The sequence below is a fragment of the Curtobacterium sp. Curtsp57 genome, assembly GCF_047324335.1.
In the GTDB taxonomy this organism is placed as follows: Bacteria; Actinomycetota; Actinomycetes; order Actinomycetales; family Microbacteriaceae; genus Curtobacterium.
Map to the genome: position 1 here is coordinate 3,365,486 of NZ_CP168511.1, position 15,109 is coordinate 3,380,594.

At 70.3% G+C, this 15,109-nt stretch carries 12 protein-coding genes; 6 read left to right on the forward strand and 6 right to left on the reverse strand.

Translation table 11 applies throughout. The features are described 5' to 3' along the window. Window positions 1-14: 14 nt before the first annotated feature. The 5 genes from ACEN9V_RS16245 to ACEN9V_RS16265 all read right to left on the reverse strand — a co-directional run bounded on the left by ACEN9V_RS16245 (window position 15) and on the right by ACEN9V_RS16265 (window position 6,300). Window positions 15-1,871, reverse strand: coding sequence for a thioredoxin domain-containing protein (locus ACEN9V_RS16245; RefSeq protein ID WP_413601175.1), 1,857 nt, complete (start codon window positions 1,869-1,871; stop codon window positions 15-17). Between the two features lie 79 nt (window positions 1,872-1,950). Next, window positions 1,951-2,481, reverse strand: coding sequence for an AAA family ATPase (locus tag ACEN9V_RS16250; RefSeq protein ID WP_413601176.1), 531 nt, complete (start codon window positions 2,479-2,481; stop codon window positions 1,951-1,953). Window positions 2,482-2,484: 3 nt separating this feature from the next. Continuing rightward, on the reverse strand, window positions 2,485-3,549 hold the full coding sequence (locus ACEN9V_RS16255) for an NAD-dependent epimerase/dehydratase family protein (RefSeq protein ID WP_413601177.1): 1,065 nt from the start codon (window positions 3,547-3,549) through the stop codon (window positions 2,485-2,487). An 83-nt stretch (window positions 3,550-3,632) separates the two neighbouring features. Beyond that, window positions 3,633-4,493 (reverse strand): sulfurtransferase, encoded by an 861-nt coding sequence (locus tag ACEN9V_RS16260; protein WP_413601178.1) that lies wholly within the window; start codon window positions 4,491-4,493, stop codon window positions 3,633-3,635. 268 nt (window positions 4,494-4,761) lie between these two features. Continuing rightward, window positions 4,762-6,300, reverse strand: a complete 1,539-nt coding sequence (locus tag ACEN9V_RS16265; RefSeq protein WP_413601179.1) for an MFS transporter — start codon at window positions 6,298-6,300, stop codon at window positions 4,762-4,764. A gap of 166 nt (window positions 6,301-6,466) precedes the next feature. Here ACEN9V_RS16265 and ACEN9V_RS16270 point away from each other — a divergent pair, with 166 nt between their 5' ends. Beyond that, a complete protein-coding gene (locus tag ACEN9V_RS16270; RefSeq protein ID WP_413601180.1) occupies window positions 6,467-7,129 on the forward strand; it encodes a TetR/AcrR family transcriptional regulator in 663 nt (220 codons plus the stop codon). 206 nt (window positions 7,130-7,335) lie between these two features. Here the strand turns inward: ACEN9V_RS16270 and ACEN9V_RS16275 are convergent, their stop codons facing one another. Beyond that, window positions 7,336-8,967: a dolichyl-phosphate-mannose--protein mannosyltransferase gene (locus tag ACEN9V_RS16275; protein WP_413601181.1), complete on the reverse strand. Its 1,632-nt coding sequence runs from the start codon at window positions 8,965-8,967 to the stop codon at window positions 7,336-7,338. Between the two features lie 54 nt (window positions 8,968-9,021). On the opposite strand from ACEN9V_RS16275, the gene rsmI reads away from it, so the two are divergent. From rsmI to ACEN9V_RS16300, 5 genes are all read left to right on the forward strand, one after another. Beyond that, complete coding sequence (gene rsmI, locus ACEN9V_RS16280; protein WP_413601182.1) at window positions 9,022-9,843, forward strand: 16S rRNA (cytidine(1402)-2'-O)-methyltransferase; 822 nt, start codon at window positions 9,022-9,024, stop codon at window positions 9,841-9,843. 120 nt (window positions 9,844-9,963) lie between these two features. Next, window positions 9,964-11,541 carry a methionine--tRNA ligase gene (metG, locus tag ACEN9V_RS16285; RefSeq protein WP_413601183.1) on the forward strand — a complete coding sequence of 526 codons (1,578 nt, stop codon included), beginning with the start codon at window positions 9,964-9,966 and terminating at the stop codon, window positions 11,539-11,541. After that, window positions 11,538-12,449 (forward strand): TatD family hydrolase, encoded by a 912-nt coding sequence (locus tag ACEN9V_RS16290; RefSeq protein ID WP_413601184.1) that lies wholly within the window; start codon window positions 11,538-11,540, stop codon window positions 12,447-12,449. Before metG ends, ACEN9V_RS16290 begins: the two co-directional genes overlap by 4 nt. Beyond that, window positions 12,446-13,297, forward strand: coding sequence for a 16S rRNA (adenine(1518)-N(6)/adenine(1519)-N(6))-dimethyltransferase RsmA (gene rsmA, locus ACEN9V_RS16295; protein WP_413601185.1), 852 nt, complete (start codon window positions 12,446-12,448; stop codon window positions 13,295-13,297). The genes ACEN9V_RS16290 and rsmA overlap by 4 nt, the downstream gene beginning before the upstream one ends. A gap of 335 nt (window positions 13,298-13,632) precedes the next feature. Beyond that, window positions 13,633-14,985 (forward strand): MATE family efflux transporter, encoded by a 1,353-nt coding sequence (locus ACEN9V_RS16300; protein ID WP_413601186.1) that lies wholly within the window; start codon window positions 13,633-13,635, stop codon window positions 14,983-14,985. Window positions 14,986-15,109 lie beyond the last annotated feature (124 nt).

Sequence of the window (15,109 nt, forward strand, 5' to 3'; positions counted from 1 at the left end):
GATACCGCCCGCGCTCACGCAGACGTGAGCTGGGCGGCGAGTTCGTCCGCGTCGCGGGCGGGCAGGGCACACACACGGTCGTGGCAGACGTACGCGGCGGGGTCGAGCGCGTCGCGTGACTCGAGGAGTGCGAAGTTCGCTGTGGCCCACGCGCGCGCCTGTTCCGGTGTCACGAGGACCGTCACCGTGCCCGGACGCCGCTCGGTCACCGCGGCACGCCGCATCGCGACGGCTGACCCGACCGCCCCCGGCGACTCCGTCGACGTCACGACGACGACTTCCCGCGAGGGCCGCTGCAGCGCCAGCGCGACGCCGAGCGCGTCCGCGTGCCCGAGCGGTCGACCGACACCGGTGCGCGCGCGGTCCGCGATGAGGGACGCAGCAGCGGTCCGGTAGTCCTCGACGCCAGTCAGGGCCGCGAGGGTCAGCGCCGCGTTCGCCAGCGCCACGGTGCCCGATCGCATCGCCGTCTGCGGCTGCTCCCCGGTCGCGGTGCCGGAAGCGGCCAGCACCGGGTCGACGGCCAGCGTCCCCGAGAGCCCGTCGTCGACGAGGGTCCTCGCCGTCTCCGCGTAGGCGACCTCGCCGGTGACCACCGCCAGTTCCAGGAGGCCTTCGGCGAAGAGCCCGATGTCCTCGATCGTGGGCGGTGCGGACGAGGAACCCCGCGGGGTGCTGGAACGCACCGCGACGTGTCCGTCCCGCAGGTGCCCGGCGATCAGGGCGTCGGCGGCGGATCGCGCGAGGGCGATCATCTCGTCGTCCCCGTGCCGCGCGCCGGCGATCGCGAGACCGCGGATCGCGAGCCCGTTCCACCCGGTCAGCACCTGGTCGTCCAGGGGTGGTGGAGCGAGCGCGACCCGGTCCGCGAGCGGGCGGCGGTACCACTCGCCTTCGACGCGGCGCCCGTCGATCGTGGACTCGCTGTCCTGTGCCGCGACGAACGCGCCGTCCGGCCGGCGGAGGGTGTCGCGCAGGAAGTCCGCGATGCCCCGTGCCTGGTCCCGAGGTGCGATCGCCAGCAGCCCCGCGTTGTCGTAGAGCATGCGCTCGTAGTGCGGCACGCCCCAGTCTCGCTGGGTCGCGTACCGGAACACCCCGCCGTCGGCATCGGTCAGCTCGGAGGACGCGATCACCCGGAGCGAGCGTTCCAGCAGGGGATGTGCAGCTGCGACGCCGTCGGCTCCGGCATCGGCGAGGAACTCCAGGAGTGGTGCTGAGGGGAACTTCGGTGCGCCGCCGAAACCACCGTAGACGGTGTCCTCTGCTTGCAGCAGGGTGTCGACGACGCCGTGGACCGCGTCGACGGACGGGAGGCCCTGGTCGGCTCCGGCGCCGTCGGCACCTTCCGGAGTCGCCGCGTCCACGGCGCCCTGGCGGATGGCCCCGGCGAGTGCGGTCGCGTTGGCGTCCACCTCAGCACGACGGTCGTGCCAGGCATCGACGACCGCGGCGAGCACCTGCCGGAACGACGGGTGACCCCCGACGGGGGTCGGCGGGGAGTACGTGCCCGCGAAGAAGACGTGGGCGTCGGGGGTCATGAAGGCGGTCAACGGCCATCCGAGTTGTTCGGTGAACGCCGCGGCGGCCGCCATGGTGCTCGCGTCGACGTCCGGCCGTTCTTCACGGTCGACCTTCACGGCGACGAAGTCCCGCCGCAACAGCTCGGCGATCTCCGGATCGGCGAAGCTCTCACGGGCCATGACGTGGCACCAGTGGCAGGTCGCGTAACCGATCGACACCAGGACCGGGACGTCGCGCTCGCGCGCTTCCGCGAATGCCGCCGGACCCCACTCCCGCCAGTCCACCGGGTTGTCGGCGTGCAGTCGGAGGTAGGGGCTGACGGCGGTGCCGAGCCGGTTGTCGTTCATGTGTCCAGCGTGCACGGTCGGCGCTGAACGGGACGGGCGGCGGAACGATCTGTGCATCGATCGTCCGTCTCCACAGGGCTCAGGCGGGAAGCCACCCGGTCAAGGACGCGAGCCGACGTGCCACGTCGGCCGGGGCCATGGCGTCCGTGTCGATCCGGGTGACCCGATCTGCGGAAGCCGAGTCGAGCCTCCCGGCGGTCCGTGTCGAGTGCGCGAGCTGCGCCACCGGGAGCTCGCCGCCCGCCCGCCGCTGCAACCGGGACGCCGTCGTCTCGTCCCCGGCCCGGAGCAGCACGGCGACCACGACCGGGTCGTCGCCCATCGCGGCGGCCAGGCGGTCTGCTTCGAGGACGGACACGGTGTTCGTGTACACGAGACGGTGGTGCCCGAGCGCGCGGTAGTTCGCCCACATCGCCGCGAGGTTGCGTTCCGTGAGCCGCGCCTCCGGGTGCTCGACGTGCGGAGCGGGGTGGGCGAGGTCGAGCACGTCGCCCTCGATCACCGCGTGCCGGACGTCCGCGTCCGTGAGCAGGTCGTGCAGTGCCTCGGCCGCTGTCGACTTGCCGACACCGGACCGGCCTCCGATGAAGAGCACCTCGGAACGCGGCACCGATCAGCCGCCGATCGAGAGGAGGACGAGTGCGGCGTCCTCCGGGCCGTAGTCGAACATCCGGTCCCAGAACGGGTCGGACGCCCAGGGGACGTCACCGTCCGCAGGGGTGCGGTGCGCCGTCTCGACGAGCCAGTCGAGTTCCGGGAGGACAGCCGCGGCGAAGCGGGGCGGCTCCCATCCGAGCGACCTGGCCGCGGTGGTGTCGAGGACGAACGGCGACGGGGACGACCACGGGGTCACCCCGACGAACGCCGGCGCGTCGGCGTCGAGCAGGACCTCGTCGAACCGGTGGTCGAGGTGGCCGGCGATCGTCCGGACGATCTCGAGCGCCGACGGGGCCGTCGCATCGGCGACGTTGAGGATCCGGCGGTCGGGGGCGTCGGCGACGAGCCGGACCAGCGAACCGATGCCACTGGCCGCCGTGGTGTGGTCGACACCGCGGCCGCCGTCGGCGAGGAGGACACGCTCGCGGCCGTCGAGGACCCGGCGCACGACGAACCACTCGCGCGGACGGCCGACACCGACCCCGTAGACCTTCGACGGGCGGAGCACCGTGACGGGAGCGCCGTGGTCGAGCAGCAGCTGTTCGGCTGCGACCTTCGCCGCGCCGTACCCGTCGCGACTCGTCGGGTCGGCATCCGCCGCGGTCACCGTCGGCTGGAGCTCGGTGACCGGACCGCCGAACACGGGCTTGTCGAGCGAGTTGGCGTGCCGTCCCTGCTCGTCGACGTAGACCGCCTTCGACGAGACGAACACGGTCGAGCCGACGTCGCCCAGGAACGGCAGGAGCTGTGTTGCGTCGTCACGGGTGGCGCCGACGGTGTCCACGAGCAGGTCCGCACCGGGGCGCAGGAGGTCGCGGAGCGCGGTCGCGTCGCGGCGGTCGCCGGGGACGAACGTCGCGCCGTCCCTCGTGAGCGTGTCCGCGATCTCACCTCCTCGGCGTGCGACGACGTCGACCTGCCAGTCGTCACCGCCGCGGCCGGAGGTGTCGAGGAGCTCGCGCGCGATGGCGGAGCCGATCCCGCCCGTTCCGCCGAGGATGACTGCACGTCTGGAGCTCATGACGGCAACGCTAGTGCCGCACGGGTGCGTGTGTGGTCGGGTCTCAGGACGCGAGTTCGGGTGTCAGGACGCGAGTTCGGGTGTCAGGACGCGAGTTCGGGTTCGCGGCGCCACCAGTCGGCGAGGGAGCCGTCGTACACCTGCACCCGGTCGTGTCCGAGCACGGTGAGCGCGAGGGCGTCGACGCACGCGGCGCTGCCGACACCGCAGTAGGTCACGATCTCGTCCGCGTCGAACACCGGGGCGAACGCGTCCGCCAGCGCAGCCGGCCGCCGCAGCGTGTTCGAGTCCTGGTCGACGATGCGCCGCAGTGCGATCGGGGTGGTGCCGGGGACGACCGGAGCGTGCCCGTCACCGAGGACGGTCTCGTCCGCGGCCAGGACCAGCGCGGCCGGCTGCGTGCCGTCCACTGCGCGTTCGACCCGGTCGCGGTCGGCCCAGAGCGGCCGTTCCTCGCCCGCGAGGAATGCGTGCTGCGTGTCGCTGTCGTCCGCGCGGGTGGTCAGCGCGCCGACCCGGACCGGGCGTCCTTCGTCCCGCCACTTCACGAACCCGCCGTCGAGCACGGCGACGTCGTCGAACCCGAACGACCGGAAGATCCACCAGAGTCGTGCTGACCATTCGCCGACACTGTCGTCGTAGACCACGACGGTCGACGTGTTCGTGATGCCGAGTGCCCGGGCCGCCTGCTCGAACCGCTCGGCACCGGGGCGCGTGAACGGGAGGTCGGAGTCGGGCGCCGAGAAGTCGTGGAGGAGGTCGGCGTAGCGGGCACCGGGCACGTGTCCGTGCTGTTCGTACGAGTCGCCGGCGGCGTGCCAGGTCGTCCCGAGGCCGACACCGGACGTGTGCACGGAGGCGTCGAGGACGACGAGCTCATCGGCACCGAGGTGGTCGGCGAGCCACTGCGTGGACACGAGTGGCGAGGTCAGGACGGGGGCCATGGCGCACACGATAATGCCGACCCCTGACGTCTGACAGGAAAATCGCAACAGTGCGCAATCGGGGCCGATGCGGGTGGTGTGTCGCCGAAGGAACGTCGCTTCGATGGGCTCCGAACGACAAAGTCGACGTCGTACGACAGCGACTTCGTCGTTCGGAGTCGACCACCCCGCGCCCGCCCCCGCCCGCCCCGCTCCTGCACGACGCCCGGAACGCGGAAGGCCCGCCCGACCGGAGTCGAGCGGGCCTTCCGCGTGTGTCGTCTTCGCGTCAGTGCGCGGCGGCCGGGATGCTGCCCGTCGCGTTGGCGCTGAGGTGCTCGAGCTTGGCCAGTCGCACGGACTGCCGGTTGATGAGCAGCCCACTGGCGATCGCGACGATGACCAGCACGCCGGCCGAGATCGCGAAGGCGACGTGGTAGCCGTCGAGCGTGGCCTGCGCCTGCTGGAGCTTCGTCGGCGCCGCGGACAGCCCCGAGAGGCTGTTCTTGACGACGTCCGCGAAGATCGTCGACAGGAGCGCGGTACCGATCGACCCGCCGATCTGCTGCATGGTGTTCACCGTCGCCGACGCGACACCGGCATCCGCACGGGCGACCCCGGTCGTCGCGGTGTTCATCGCGGACGAGAAGATCGTGCCCATGCCGAGACCGATGACGATGAGTGCCGGCAGGACCGTGCCCGCGTAGGAGCTGTCGAGGTCGGTGCGCAGCAGCAGGAGCAGACCGGCTGCGGCGACGAGCGCGCCGGCGAAGATCAGGACCTTCGGGCCGATGCGGGGCAGGAGTCGGCCACCGATCTGCGTGGCGGAGATCATGATCGACAGCGGCATCGGCAGGAACGCCAGGCCGGTCTGCAGCGCGGAGAACCCGAGGGTCTGCTCGAGGTAGTAGGTCAGGAACAGGAAGATCCCGAACATGCCGATCGCGACGAGGCCGATGGCGATGAACGAGCCACCGCGGTCACGGTCGAGCACGACGCGCAGGGGGAGCAACGGGTGCGCCACGCGGGTCTCGATGAAGATGAAAGCCGCGATGAGCACGACACCGACCGCGAGCATGACGATCGTCAGCGGGTCGTCCCAGCCGTTGGTCTCGGCGTTGGAGAAGCCGTAGACGACCCCGACCAGGCCGAGCGTGATCGTGAGGACGCCGGCGACGTCGATGCGCGGACGCTCGACCTTCGGCGGCTTCGCCATGAAGACCAGCGCGCCGATCACGCCGAGGACGGCGAAGACGACGTTGACGTAGAGGCACCAGCGCCACGACGCGTACTCGGTGAGCACGCCGCCGAGGAGGAGGCCGATCGCAGCACCCGAGCCGGCGATCGACCCGAAGATGCCGAACGCACGACCGCGCTCCTTCGGGTCGCGGAAGGTCGTGGTGAGCATGCCCAGCGCGGACGGGGCGAGCAGCGCACCGAACGCACCCTGCAGCGCGCGGGCCGCGACGAGCAGGCCGAACGAGTCCGCCAGGCCGCCGAGCACCGAGGCGACGGCGAAGCCGACGAGCCCGATGATGAAGGTGTTCTTGCGGCCGAAGAGATCACCGAGGCGACCACCGAGCAGCAGCAGAGAGCCGAACGCCAGCGAGTACGCCGTGACGATCCACTGGCGCTGGTCGGTGCCGAATCCGAGGTCCTGCTGCGCCGAGGGCAGCGCGATGTTCACGATGGTGGCGTCGAGCACCACCATGAGCTGAGCGAGGGCGATCACCGCGAGGGCGATCCAGCGGTGGTCCTTGCGGGGTGCGGAGCCCGCGGTCGTGGGTGCCGAGCCGGTGGGCGCGGGCGCAGTCTGTTCTGCCGTCACGGCAGGCCTCCTTGAGAAGGATGGAACGGTGTCGAAGCGCGCGCCGTCGGGCACTTCAGGTCGGGGAGAAGAAAGCGGATACGATGCATCCGGTTCGCACCAGTGTAAGCCCAAACGGACGCGTTGCATCCGCTTATTCCCAGAAAGTTCAACTACGTTTGCGAGCGTGACCACGATCGACCAGCACGCGGAGCTCGAGCGGCCCCTCCGCGCCGACGCCGCCCGCAACCGCGAGCTGATCCTGCAGACCGCGCGCAAGTGCTTCGCGGAGCGCGGGCTCTCGGTCACCCTGAACGACATCGCGCACGAAGCCGGGGTCGGCGTCGGGACGGTCTACCGCCGGTTCGCCGACAAGGACTCGCTGATCGAAGCGCTGCTCGCGACCAAGTTCGACGCGATGAACGCCGCCGCCGAACGTGCTGCCGAGGAGATCGACCCGCGCGAGTCGCTCCGGCTGTACCTGATGGGCGTGTTCGAGTTCCGCGCCAGGGACCGCGCACTTGCCGACGCCATCGTCCGGGCAGGCAAAGGACGCCCTTCGATCGTGCACGAGCGCGACCGCCTCGAGAGCCAGGTGTCCGAGATCATCCGTCGCGCGCACGACGCCGGCGTGGTGCGGGTCGGGTTCGACTACCGCGACCTCCCGATGCTCACGACCATGGTGGGTGCGGTCGCGGACGCCACCCGCGCGCACGACCCGAACGCGTGGCGCCGCTACGCCGAGGTCCTGATCGAGGGCGTGCTGCCGCCGCACGTCGACGACCACCGGATGCTCGGTGAGCCGCTCGACCGCGAGTCGATCGAGCGCGCGCTGCACGCCCAGTCCTGACCCACCGCGCAGGGGACAGGCCCGTGGCGGGTCACGACACCCCGCTCAGTTCCGCCGAGCGGTCGCAACGCGTCGGCTGAGCCCCTCCGAGCCGACAGATCGTGACCCGTCGACCCGCACTGCGCGGCGAGTCGTGACCGGTCGGCGATGCGCGACACCCGCGCCGCCGCACCGCACGCAGCGGGACGCGCACGCAGCGCGCAGCGCTACAACCAGCTCGGCAGCCAGTAGTGCGACCGCACGAAGTCCCACGGCACCTGCATGGCGGTCCACATCGGGTACCAGTACGCACTCGCGAGCAGCACCACGACGAGGTACACACCGACCCACACGATCGCCTTCGTCCGACGGGGCCGTGGATCGTCGCGGGAGCCCAGCACGAGCCCGATCGCCGCAGCCAACGCCATCACCATGAAGGGCTCGAACGCGATCGTGTAGAACTGGAAGACCGTCCGGTTCACGTACAGCAGCCACGGCAGGTACCCGGCTGCGACGCCCATCACCACGAAGCCGTACTCCCACCGGCGACGCAGGAAGAACAGCACGAGCAGCGCCACGACCGCGACGACCGATGCGTACCAGATGAACGGGTTCGCGACGCCCGTGATCGCAGCACCGCACCGCACCGCAGTACAGCCGTCCTGCCCGGCGTTCGTGCCGACGTAGTACATCGACGTCGGGCGCTGCATGAGCATCCAGAGCAGCGGGTTCGCCTGGTACGAGTGCGGCGTGTGCAGGCCGATGTTGAAGCCGTAGATCTCGGACTGGTAGTGCCACCAGTTCTGCACGCTGTCCGGCACCCACGACAGGATCCCGCTCCAGCGCTGCCCGCCGGAGGCGATCCAGTTCCGGTCCCATCCGTCCTTCGACACGAACCACCCGGTCCAGGACGCCAGGTAGGTGGCGGCGGCGATCGGCACCGTGAGCAGGAACGTCACCGGTGCCTGCTGCAGGAACGCGCTCGACGACCAGAACTCGATGCCGGCGCGCTTCCGCAGCATCATGTCGGTCAGCACCGAGTACACGGCGAAGAACGCCAGGAAGTACATCCCGGACCACTTCGTGCTGGTCGCGAGCCCGAGCGCCAGTCCCATCGCGAGCAGCCACGGCCGCCACCACAACACCGGGCCCCAGAGGGTGTCCCGTCCGGCAGCGACCCGGCGTGCGACCCACGCCTCGAGCCGGCGAGCGGTCCAGCGGCGGTCGAGCAGCAGCGCGCCGAACCCGAGCACGACGAAGAACGTGACGATCCCGTCGAGCAGCGTGACGCGGGACATCACGATCGCCTGGCCGTCGACCGCCAGGAACCCGCCGGCGAGCGTGCCCATGAGGGTCGAGCGGAACAGCGACCGGGCGATCACGGCGACGAGGAACACCGTCGCGATACCGAGCACCGCGACCGCGAACCGCCAGCCGAACGAGTTGTCCGGCCCGAACAGCAGCATCCCGAGGCCGATGAGGTACTTGCCGAGCGGCGGGTGCGCGATGAACTCCGCGGCACTGGTGAACAGGTTCGTCTGGCCGTCCGCGAACCGTTCGTCGGTCGTCGGGAGTGAGTCGTCCGTGGGGTTCGCCGGCCAGGTGCCCTCGTACCCGAGGTGGACGATCGACCATCCGTCCTTGACGTAGTAGGTCTCGTCGAACACCAGTGAGTGCGGTCGTCCCAGGTCGACGAGCCGCAACAGTGCCGCGAGCACGGTGACCGCGATCGGCCCCGCCCAGCGCCAGGTGGCGACCCGCCAACCGACCGACATGACGCGCACCCACCAGTCGTCGAGGCGCGACCCACGGGGCACTTCGGGCGCAGAGGGGAGTGCGTCGGCCAGGTCCGTGGTCACCCGCAGCATCCTACGGATGCGGCGCAGTGATCCGCTGCGTCCACAATGGGGCGTGTGATCGTCCTCGCAGCAACTCCCATCGGCAACCTCGGCGACGCGTCGCGCCGACTCGTCGAGACACTCTCCAACGCGACGGTCGTGGCTGCGGAGGACACCCGCACCGCGATCCACCTGATGCGAGCGCTCGGGATCGAGAACCGCCCGCGGCTCATCGCCCTGCACGAGCACAACGAACGGGCGAAGGCCGCGGAGGTCGTCGAGCTCGCCCGAGACGAGGACGTCGTCGTGCTGACCGACGCCGGCATGCCCGCGATCAGCGACCCCGGCTTCCCGCTCGTCGAGGCCGCAGCGGCCGCCGGGGTCACCGTGACGGCGCTCCCGGGGCCGTCAGCGGTGCTGATGGCGCTCGCCGTGTCCGGGTTGCCGACGGACCGGTTCACGTTCGAGGGGTTCCCGACGCGGAAGCCGGGGGAGCGTCGACGCTCGTTCGAGGCGCTCGCCGGCGAGCAGCGGACGATGGTGTTCTTCGAGTCGCCGCACCGGCTGGCGGACACGCTGACCGACATGGCGGCCGGGTTCGGGGGTCCGCGCCGAGCAGTGGTCTGCCGAGAGCTCACGAAGCTCTACGAGGAGGTCCGTCGGGGATCACTCGTCGAGCTCGCCGCGTGGGCCGCCGACGGTGTGAAGGGCGAGATCTGCATCGTCGTCGCGGGGGCGTCCGGATCGGTGGACGAGGTCTCGCTCGACGAGGGCGTCCGTCTCGTGCTCGAACGCGTGGCCGCCGGTACCCGCATGAAGGAAGCGTCCGCAGCCGTCGCGGACGCGACGGGGCTGTCCAGGCGCGCGCTCTACGAAGGCGCCCTCGCGGCCCGGTAGACGGCGGACCACCGGACGGGAGGCTCGGGTCGGCCCCGCCACGGGCGATCCGGTCCGGGTTTTCCACAGCCCGTTGCCGGCCGCGTCATGCGGTTGCGTCGCGCCCGTAGGATGGTCCGCATGTCCGACGGCTCCTCGTTCAGCATCACCACGCCGATCTTCTACGTCAACGACGTCCCGCACATCGGGCACGCGTACACCGAGGTGGCCGCGGACTTCCTCGCGCGGTGGCACCGGCAGCGCGGCGACGACACCTGGCTGCTGACGGGCACCGACGAGCACGGCCAGAAGATCCTCAGGAGTGCGGTCGCGAACGACATGACCCCGCGCGAGTGGGCGGACCGTCTCGTCGAGACGGCGTGGCTGCCCCTCCTCAACACGCTCGACGTGGCGAACGACGACTTCATCCGGACGACGGACGAGCGCCACGAGCGCGGGGTCACCGCGTTCCTCCAGAAGCTCTACGACGACGGGTACATCTACTCCGGCGACTTCGAGGGCTTCTACTGCGTCGGCTGCGAAGAGTACAAGCAGCCGAGCGACCTCGTGGCGGGGACCGGCCCCTACGAGGGCCAGCAGGTCTGCGCGATCCACTCGATCCCGGTCGAGGTCCTGTCCGAGCGCAACTACTTCTTCCGGATGTCCGACTTCCAGCAGCGCCTGCTCGACCTGTACGAGTCGAACCCGCAGTTCATCCAGCCGGAGAGCGTCCGCAACGAGGTCATCCGCTTCGTGTCGCAGGGCCTGCGCGACCTCTCGATCTCGCGGTCGACTTTCGACTGGGGCATCAAGCTCCCCTGGGACGACGAACAGGTCCTCTACGTCTGGTTCGACGCGCTCCTCAACTACATCACCGCGCTCGGCTACGGCAGCGACGACGACGAGGCATTCCGGCGCCTCTGGCCGAGCGTGCACGTCATCGGCAAGGACATCGCCCGGTTCCACGCGGTGATCTGGCCGGCGATGCTCATGGCGGCCGACGTCCCCGTCCCCGAGCGCGTGTTCGGGCACGGGTGGCTGCTCGTGGGCGGCGAGAAGATGTCCAAGTCGAAGGGAACCGGCATCGTGCCGGTCGAGATCACCGAGCGCTTCGGGTCGGACGCGTTCCGGTACTACTTCCTGCGGGCCTTCGTGTTCGGCAGCGACGGCAGCTTCAGCTGGGAAGACATCTCGAACCGGTACCACGCGGAGCTCGCGAACGGCTACGGCAACCTCGCGTCGCGGATCATCGCGATGCTCCTCCGGTACTTCGACGGCGCGGTCCCCGCACGCGGAGCGCTCACCGACTCCGACACCGCGATCGACGAGCTCGCCGAGCGCGTGACCGGGCGTGCTGACGAGGCGATGCTCGCGCTGCAGCCGCACCTGGCGATCGCCGCAGCGTACGAACTCGTCGAAGCACTGAACGGCTACATCACCGAGCAGCAGCCGTGGGTACTGGCGAAGGACGACGCGCAGCGCGAACGCCTCGGCACCGTGCTGACCACGGCCCTGCGCGGGCTCGGCACGGTCAGCGTGCTGTTCTCCCCGGTCATGCCGAAGGCCACCGAGACGCTGTGGGCGTCGATCGGCGCCGGCGGGTCCATCGCCGACCAGCGGGTCGACCGCGCCTGGGAGTGGCAGGCCGCCACGACGGTGAGCCCGCTCGAGAACGGGCTGTTCCCGCGCGTCGAGCAGCCGGAGCAGGGCGCAGCGTGACCGACGCGCATCTCCGGTCGCGGTCCGGCGACGCCGGCGGGTCCAAGCGTGACCTGACCTACCCGCCGTTACCGGAGGCGCTCGTGGTGCCGGTCTACGACAACCACACGCACATGGAGATCGCCGACGGTGGTGACGACGCCCTGGACTACCGGGAGCACCTCGACCGGGCGTCGAGCGTCGGAGTCCGTGGTGTCGTGCAGGTCGGCACCGACCTCGCGACCTCGCGGTGGTCGGCGGAGATCGCGGCCAGGGAGCCGCGGGTCCTCGCAGCCGTTGCGCTGCACCCGAACGAAGCGCCGGTGCTCGACGAGCAGGGTCTGCTCGACGAGCACCTCGCGGGGATCGCGGCACTCGCGGCCCTGCCCCGTGTCCGGGCCATCGGCGAGACCGGGCTCGACTTCTTCCGCACGGGTGATGACGGCCGCGACGCCCAGGTGCGCTCCTTCGAGGAGCACATCCGGATCGCGAAGGAACACGGCCTCGCACTGACGATCCACGACCGGGACGCGCACGACGCCGTCGTCGAGGTCCTCGACCGTGTCGGCGCGCCGGAGAAGACCGTCTTCCACTGTTTCTCCGGCGGCCCGGACCTCGCACGGCTCTGCGCCGAGCGCGGCTGGTACATGTCGTTCGCGGGCACGGTCACGTTCAAGAACGCCCAGTCGCTCCGGGACGCCCTGCACGTGGCGCCACGGCACCTCATCATGATCGAGACGGATGCGCCGTACCTCACGCCGACGCCGTTCCGTGGTCGTCCGAACGCGCCGTACCTCATCCCGCTGACGCTCCGGTCGATGGCCGAGACCCTCGGGACGGACCCGTCGATGCTCGCGGCACAGATCGCCTCGAACACCGAGCTCGTCTACGGCGCGTGGGACGCCGAACCCGTGACGGTGTCCGAGTGAGCGCGCTGCTCGGCCCCGCTGAGATCCGCGACCTCGCCGCGCAACTCGACGTCACCCCCACCAAGAAGCTCGGCCAGAACTTCGTGCACGACGCGAACACCGTGCGGCGCATCGTCACGGCGGGCGGCGTGACGGCGGAGTCCCGCGTGCTCGAGGTCGGACCGGGCCTCGGCTCCCTGACCCTCGGGCTGACCGAGACCGGCGCGCCCGTGACCGCCGTCGAGATCGACGCACGGCTCGCGGCGCAGCTCCCGACGACGGTCGCAGCGATGCAGCCGGATGCGCGGCTGACGGTCGTGCACCAGGACGCCCTCAGGGTGTCCGCCGACGACCTGCCCGACGCGCCGTCCCACCTCGTCGCGAACCTGCCGTACAACGTGTCCGTGCCGGTGCTCCTCCACCTGCTCGCGACCTTCCCGTCGATCGAGCGGTCGCTCGTCATGGTGCAGGCCGAGGTCGGGTACCGTCTCGCTGCCGACCCGGGCAGCAAGGTCTACGGGTCGCCGAGCGTCAAGGCCGCCTGGTACGGCGACTGGCGGATCGCCGGTCAGGTCTCGCGACAGGTCTTCTGGCCGGTCCCCAACGTGGACAGTGTGCTCGTCGGGTTCGTGCGGAAGGACCCACCGGGGGACGAACTCCTGCGTTCCCGGGTGTTCGCGATCGTCGACGCGGCGTTCCAGCAGCGCCGCAAGATGCTCCGCCAGGCCCTGTCCGGGATCCTCGGCGGCAGTGCGCACGCGTCCGAGGTGCTCGAAGCGGCGGGGATCGCACCGACCGCTCGCGGCGAGGAGCTCGGCGTCGACGAGTTCGTGCGCCTCGGCCGGACGGTGCTCGCCGCGGCCGGCTGACCGACGGTTCGGCAGCGGTGCGGCCGGGGGTCCGTCCAAGTGCCGACATCTCGGGGGACAGCTGATCGATTCTGTCGAGTATCGAGGTCGAAATGCTTGCGCGCATTCGCTCGGCGTCGATAGCGTGAAAGCCTCGCGTGGTGGGCGCGCGGGGATTGACTGATGGAAAGGGGGGACCATGCAGGAGAACAAGAACGAGGCATTCGGCATCGAAGAGATCGAAGCCGCTCCGGCTGCATTGATGCAGTGGAACCAGGCACCGCAGACCCTGGTGCAGGAATGACACGTTGCGGGGGTGGCCATCGCCGCCCCCGCAATTCCTGTTCCGTAGGTGGATGGATCTCTCGGGGGAGATGACGATGGCGGTGGCGACCGGCGAGCGCATTGATGCGCGCTCCATGCGCGTGCTCGGGTTCCCGATGATGATCGGCTCGCTCGTGGCCGCGCTCGTCGGACTGTTCGACGTCGCCGTGGTCGGCCGGCTCGGAGTGACCGCCATGGCCGGGGTCGCCGGTGGTGTGATCGTCTTCGAGATCGCGTCGAACATCGTCATGGCGGCGTCGGTCGGCGCGCGGGTGCTCCTTCCCCGAGCGCTCGGGGCGCAGGACGCGGCGGCCGGGGTGCGGGTCGTCTCCGCCGCGCTGTCGCTCCAGACCGTCCTGGGCGCGGTCACCGCAGCGCTGCTCCTCGTCTTCGCGCACCCGCTCGCGGTCGCCGTCGTCGGCTCGGACCTCGCGGTGATCGCGACGGCAGCGACCTTCATCCGGGTGACCGCGGTGACCGTCCTGCTGCAGTCCGTCGGGACCGTGGCGACCGCGTACCTCGCGGCGGCCCGCCGTTCGGACCTCGTGCTGCGGTTCGGGCTCCTCGCGGTGAGCGCGAACCTCGTGCTCGACATCCCCTTCGTCTTCGGCATCGGTGCCTGGCCCGGGTTCGGGCCGGTCGGAGCCGCTGTGGCCACGGTCGTCGGGTACGTCCTCTCCGTGACGGCCTCGTGGGTGGCGGTCCGTCGCCAAGTGCGCGAACACCCGCCTGCGGTGACGGGGTCGGCGGAAGCAGTCGGGTGGTCGGGGCTCCTGTCGATCAGCTGGCCGGCGATGACGTCCGCGGTGCTCGACTACGCCGGCACCGCTGTCTTCTTCGGCATCGTCAGTCGCTTCGGTGGAGCCGACCTCGCCGGAGGCCGGTTGGCGTACCAGCTGTCCCTGTTCGCGTTCGTCATGCTCGGCGGCTTCGGTGCGGCGGCGACGGTGCTGCTCGGACGGAACCACGGCGCACGGGGCTCGCCGGACGTCCCCGGCGAGCGATTCGTCCTCCGCTACTTCGGCGTGGCCGGTGTCCTGACCGGTGCGGCGCTGCTCGTGGTCGGCGCACCCGTCGGCATGGTGGTCGGCCTGGACGGTCCCGCACTCCACACGTACTGGTGGGCGATCGTCATCGTGGCCGTCAGTGCCGTCCCGATGGCACGGTCGGTCGGCTCGGCGTCGGTGCTCAGGTACCGTGGCGCCACCGGGCGGGATCTAGTGTCGAACGTCGTCTCGGTGTGGGTGGTCGAGATTCCCCTCGCCGCTTTGTGTGCCATTGTCTGGGGGCCGTCCGCGGCGTTCTTGGGATTCCTCGGGTACTGGCTCGTGCGCGCCGTCCTGAATGAATTGCTGTTGCGTCGTATCGACAATCCGGTGTCTTGACTTCGGCATTCTAATGTGGTGATCATCTGATGTCGGAAAGATGTTCCGTCAGATCGAAGGGAATGAAGATGAGCGACAACAAGAACGCTGCGATCGAATTCGGTATCGAGGAGATCGAGGAATC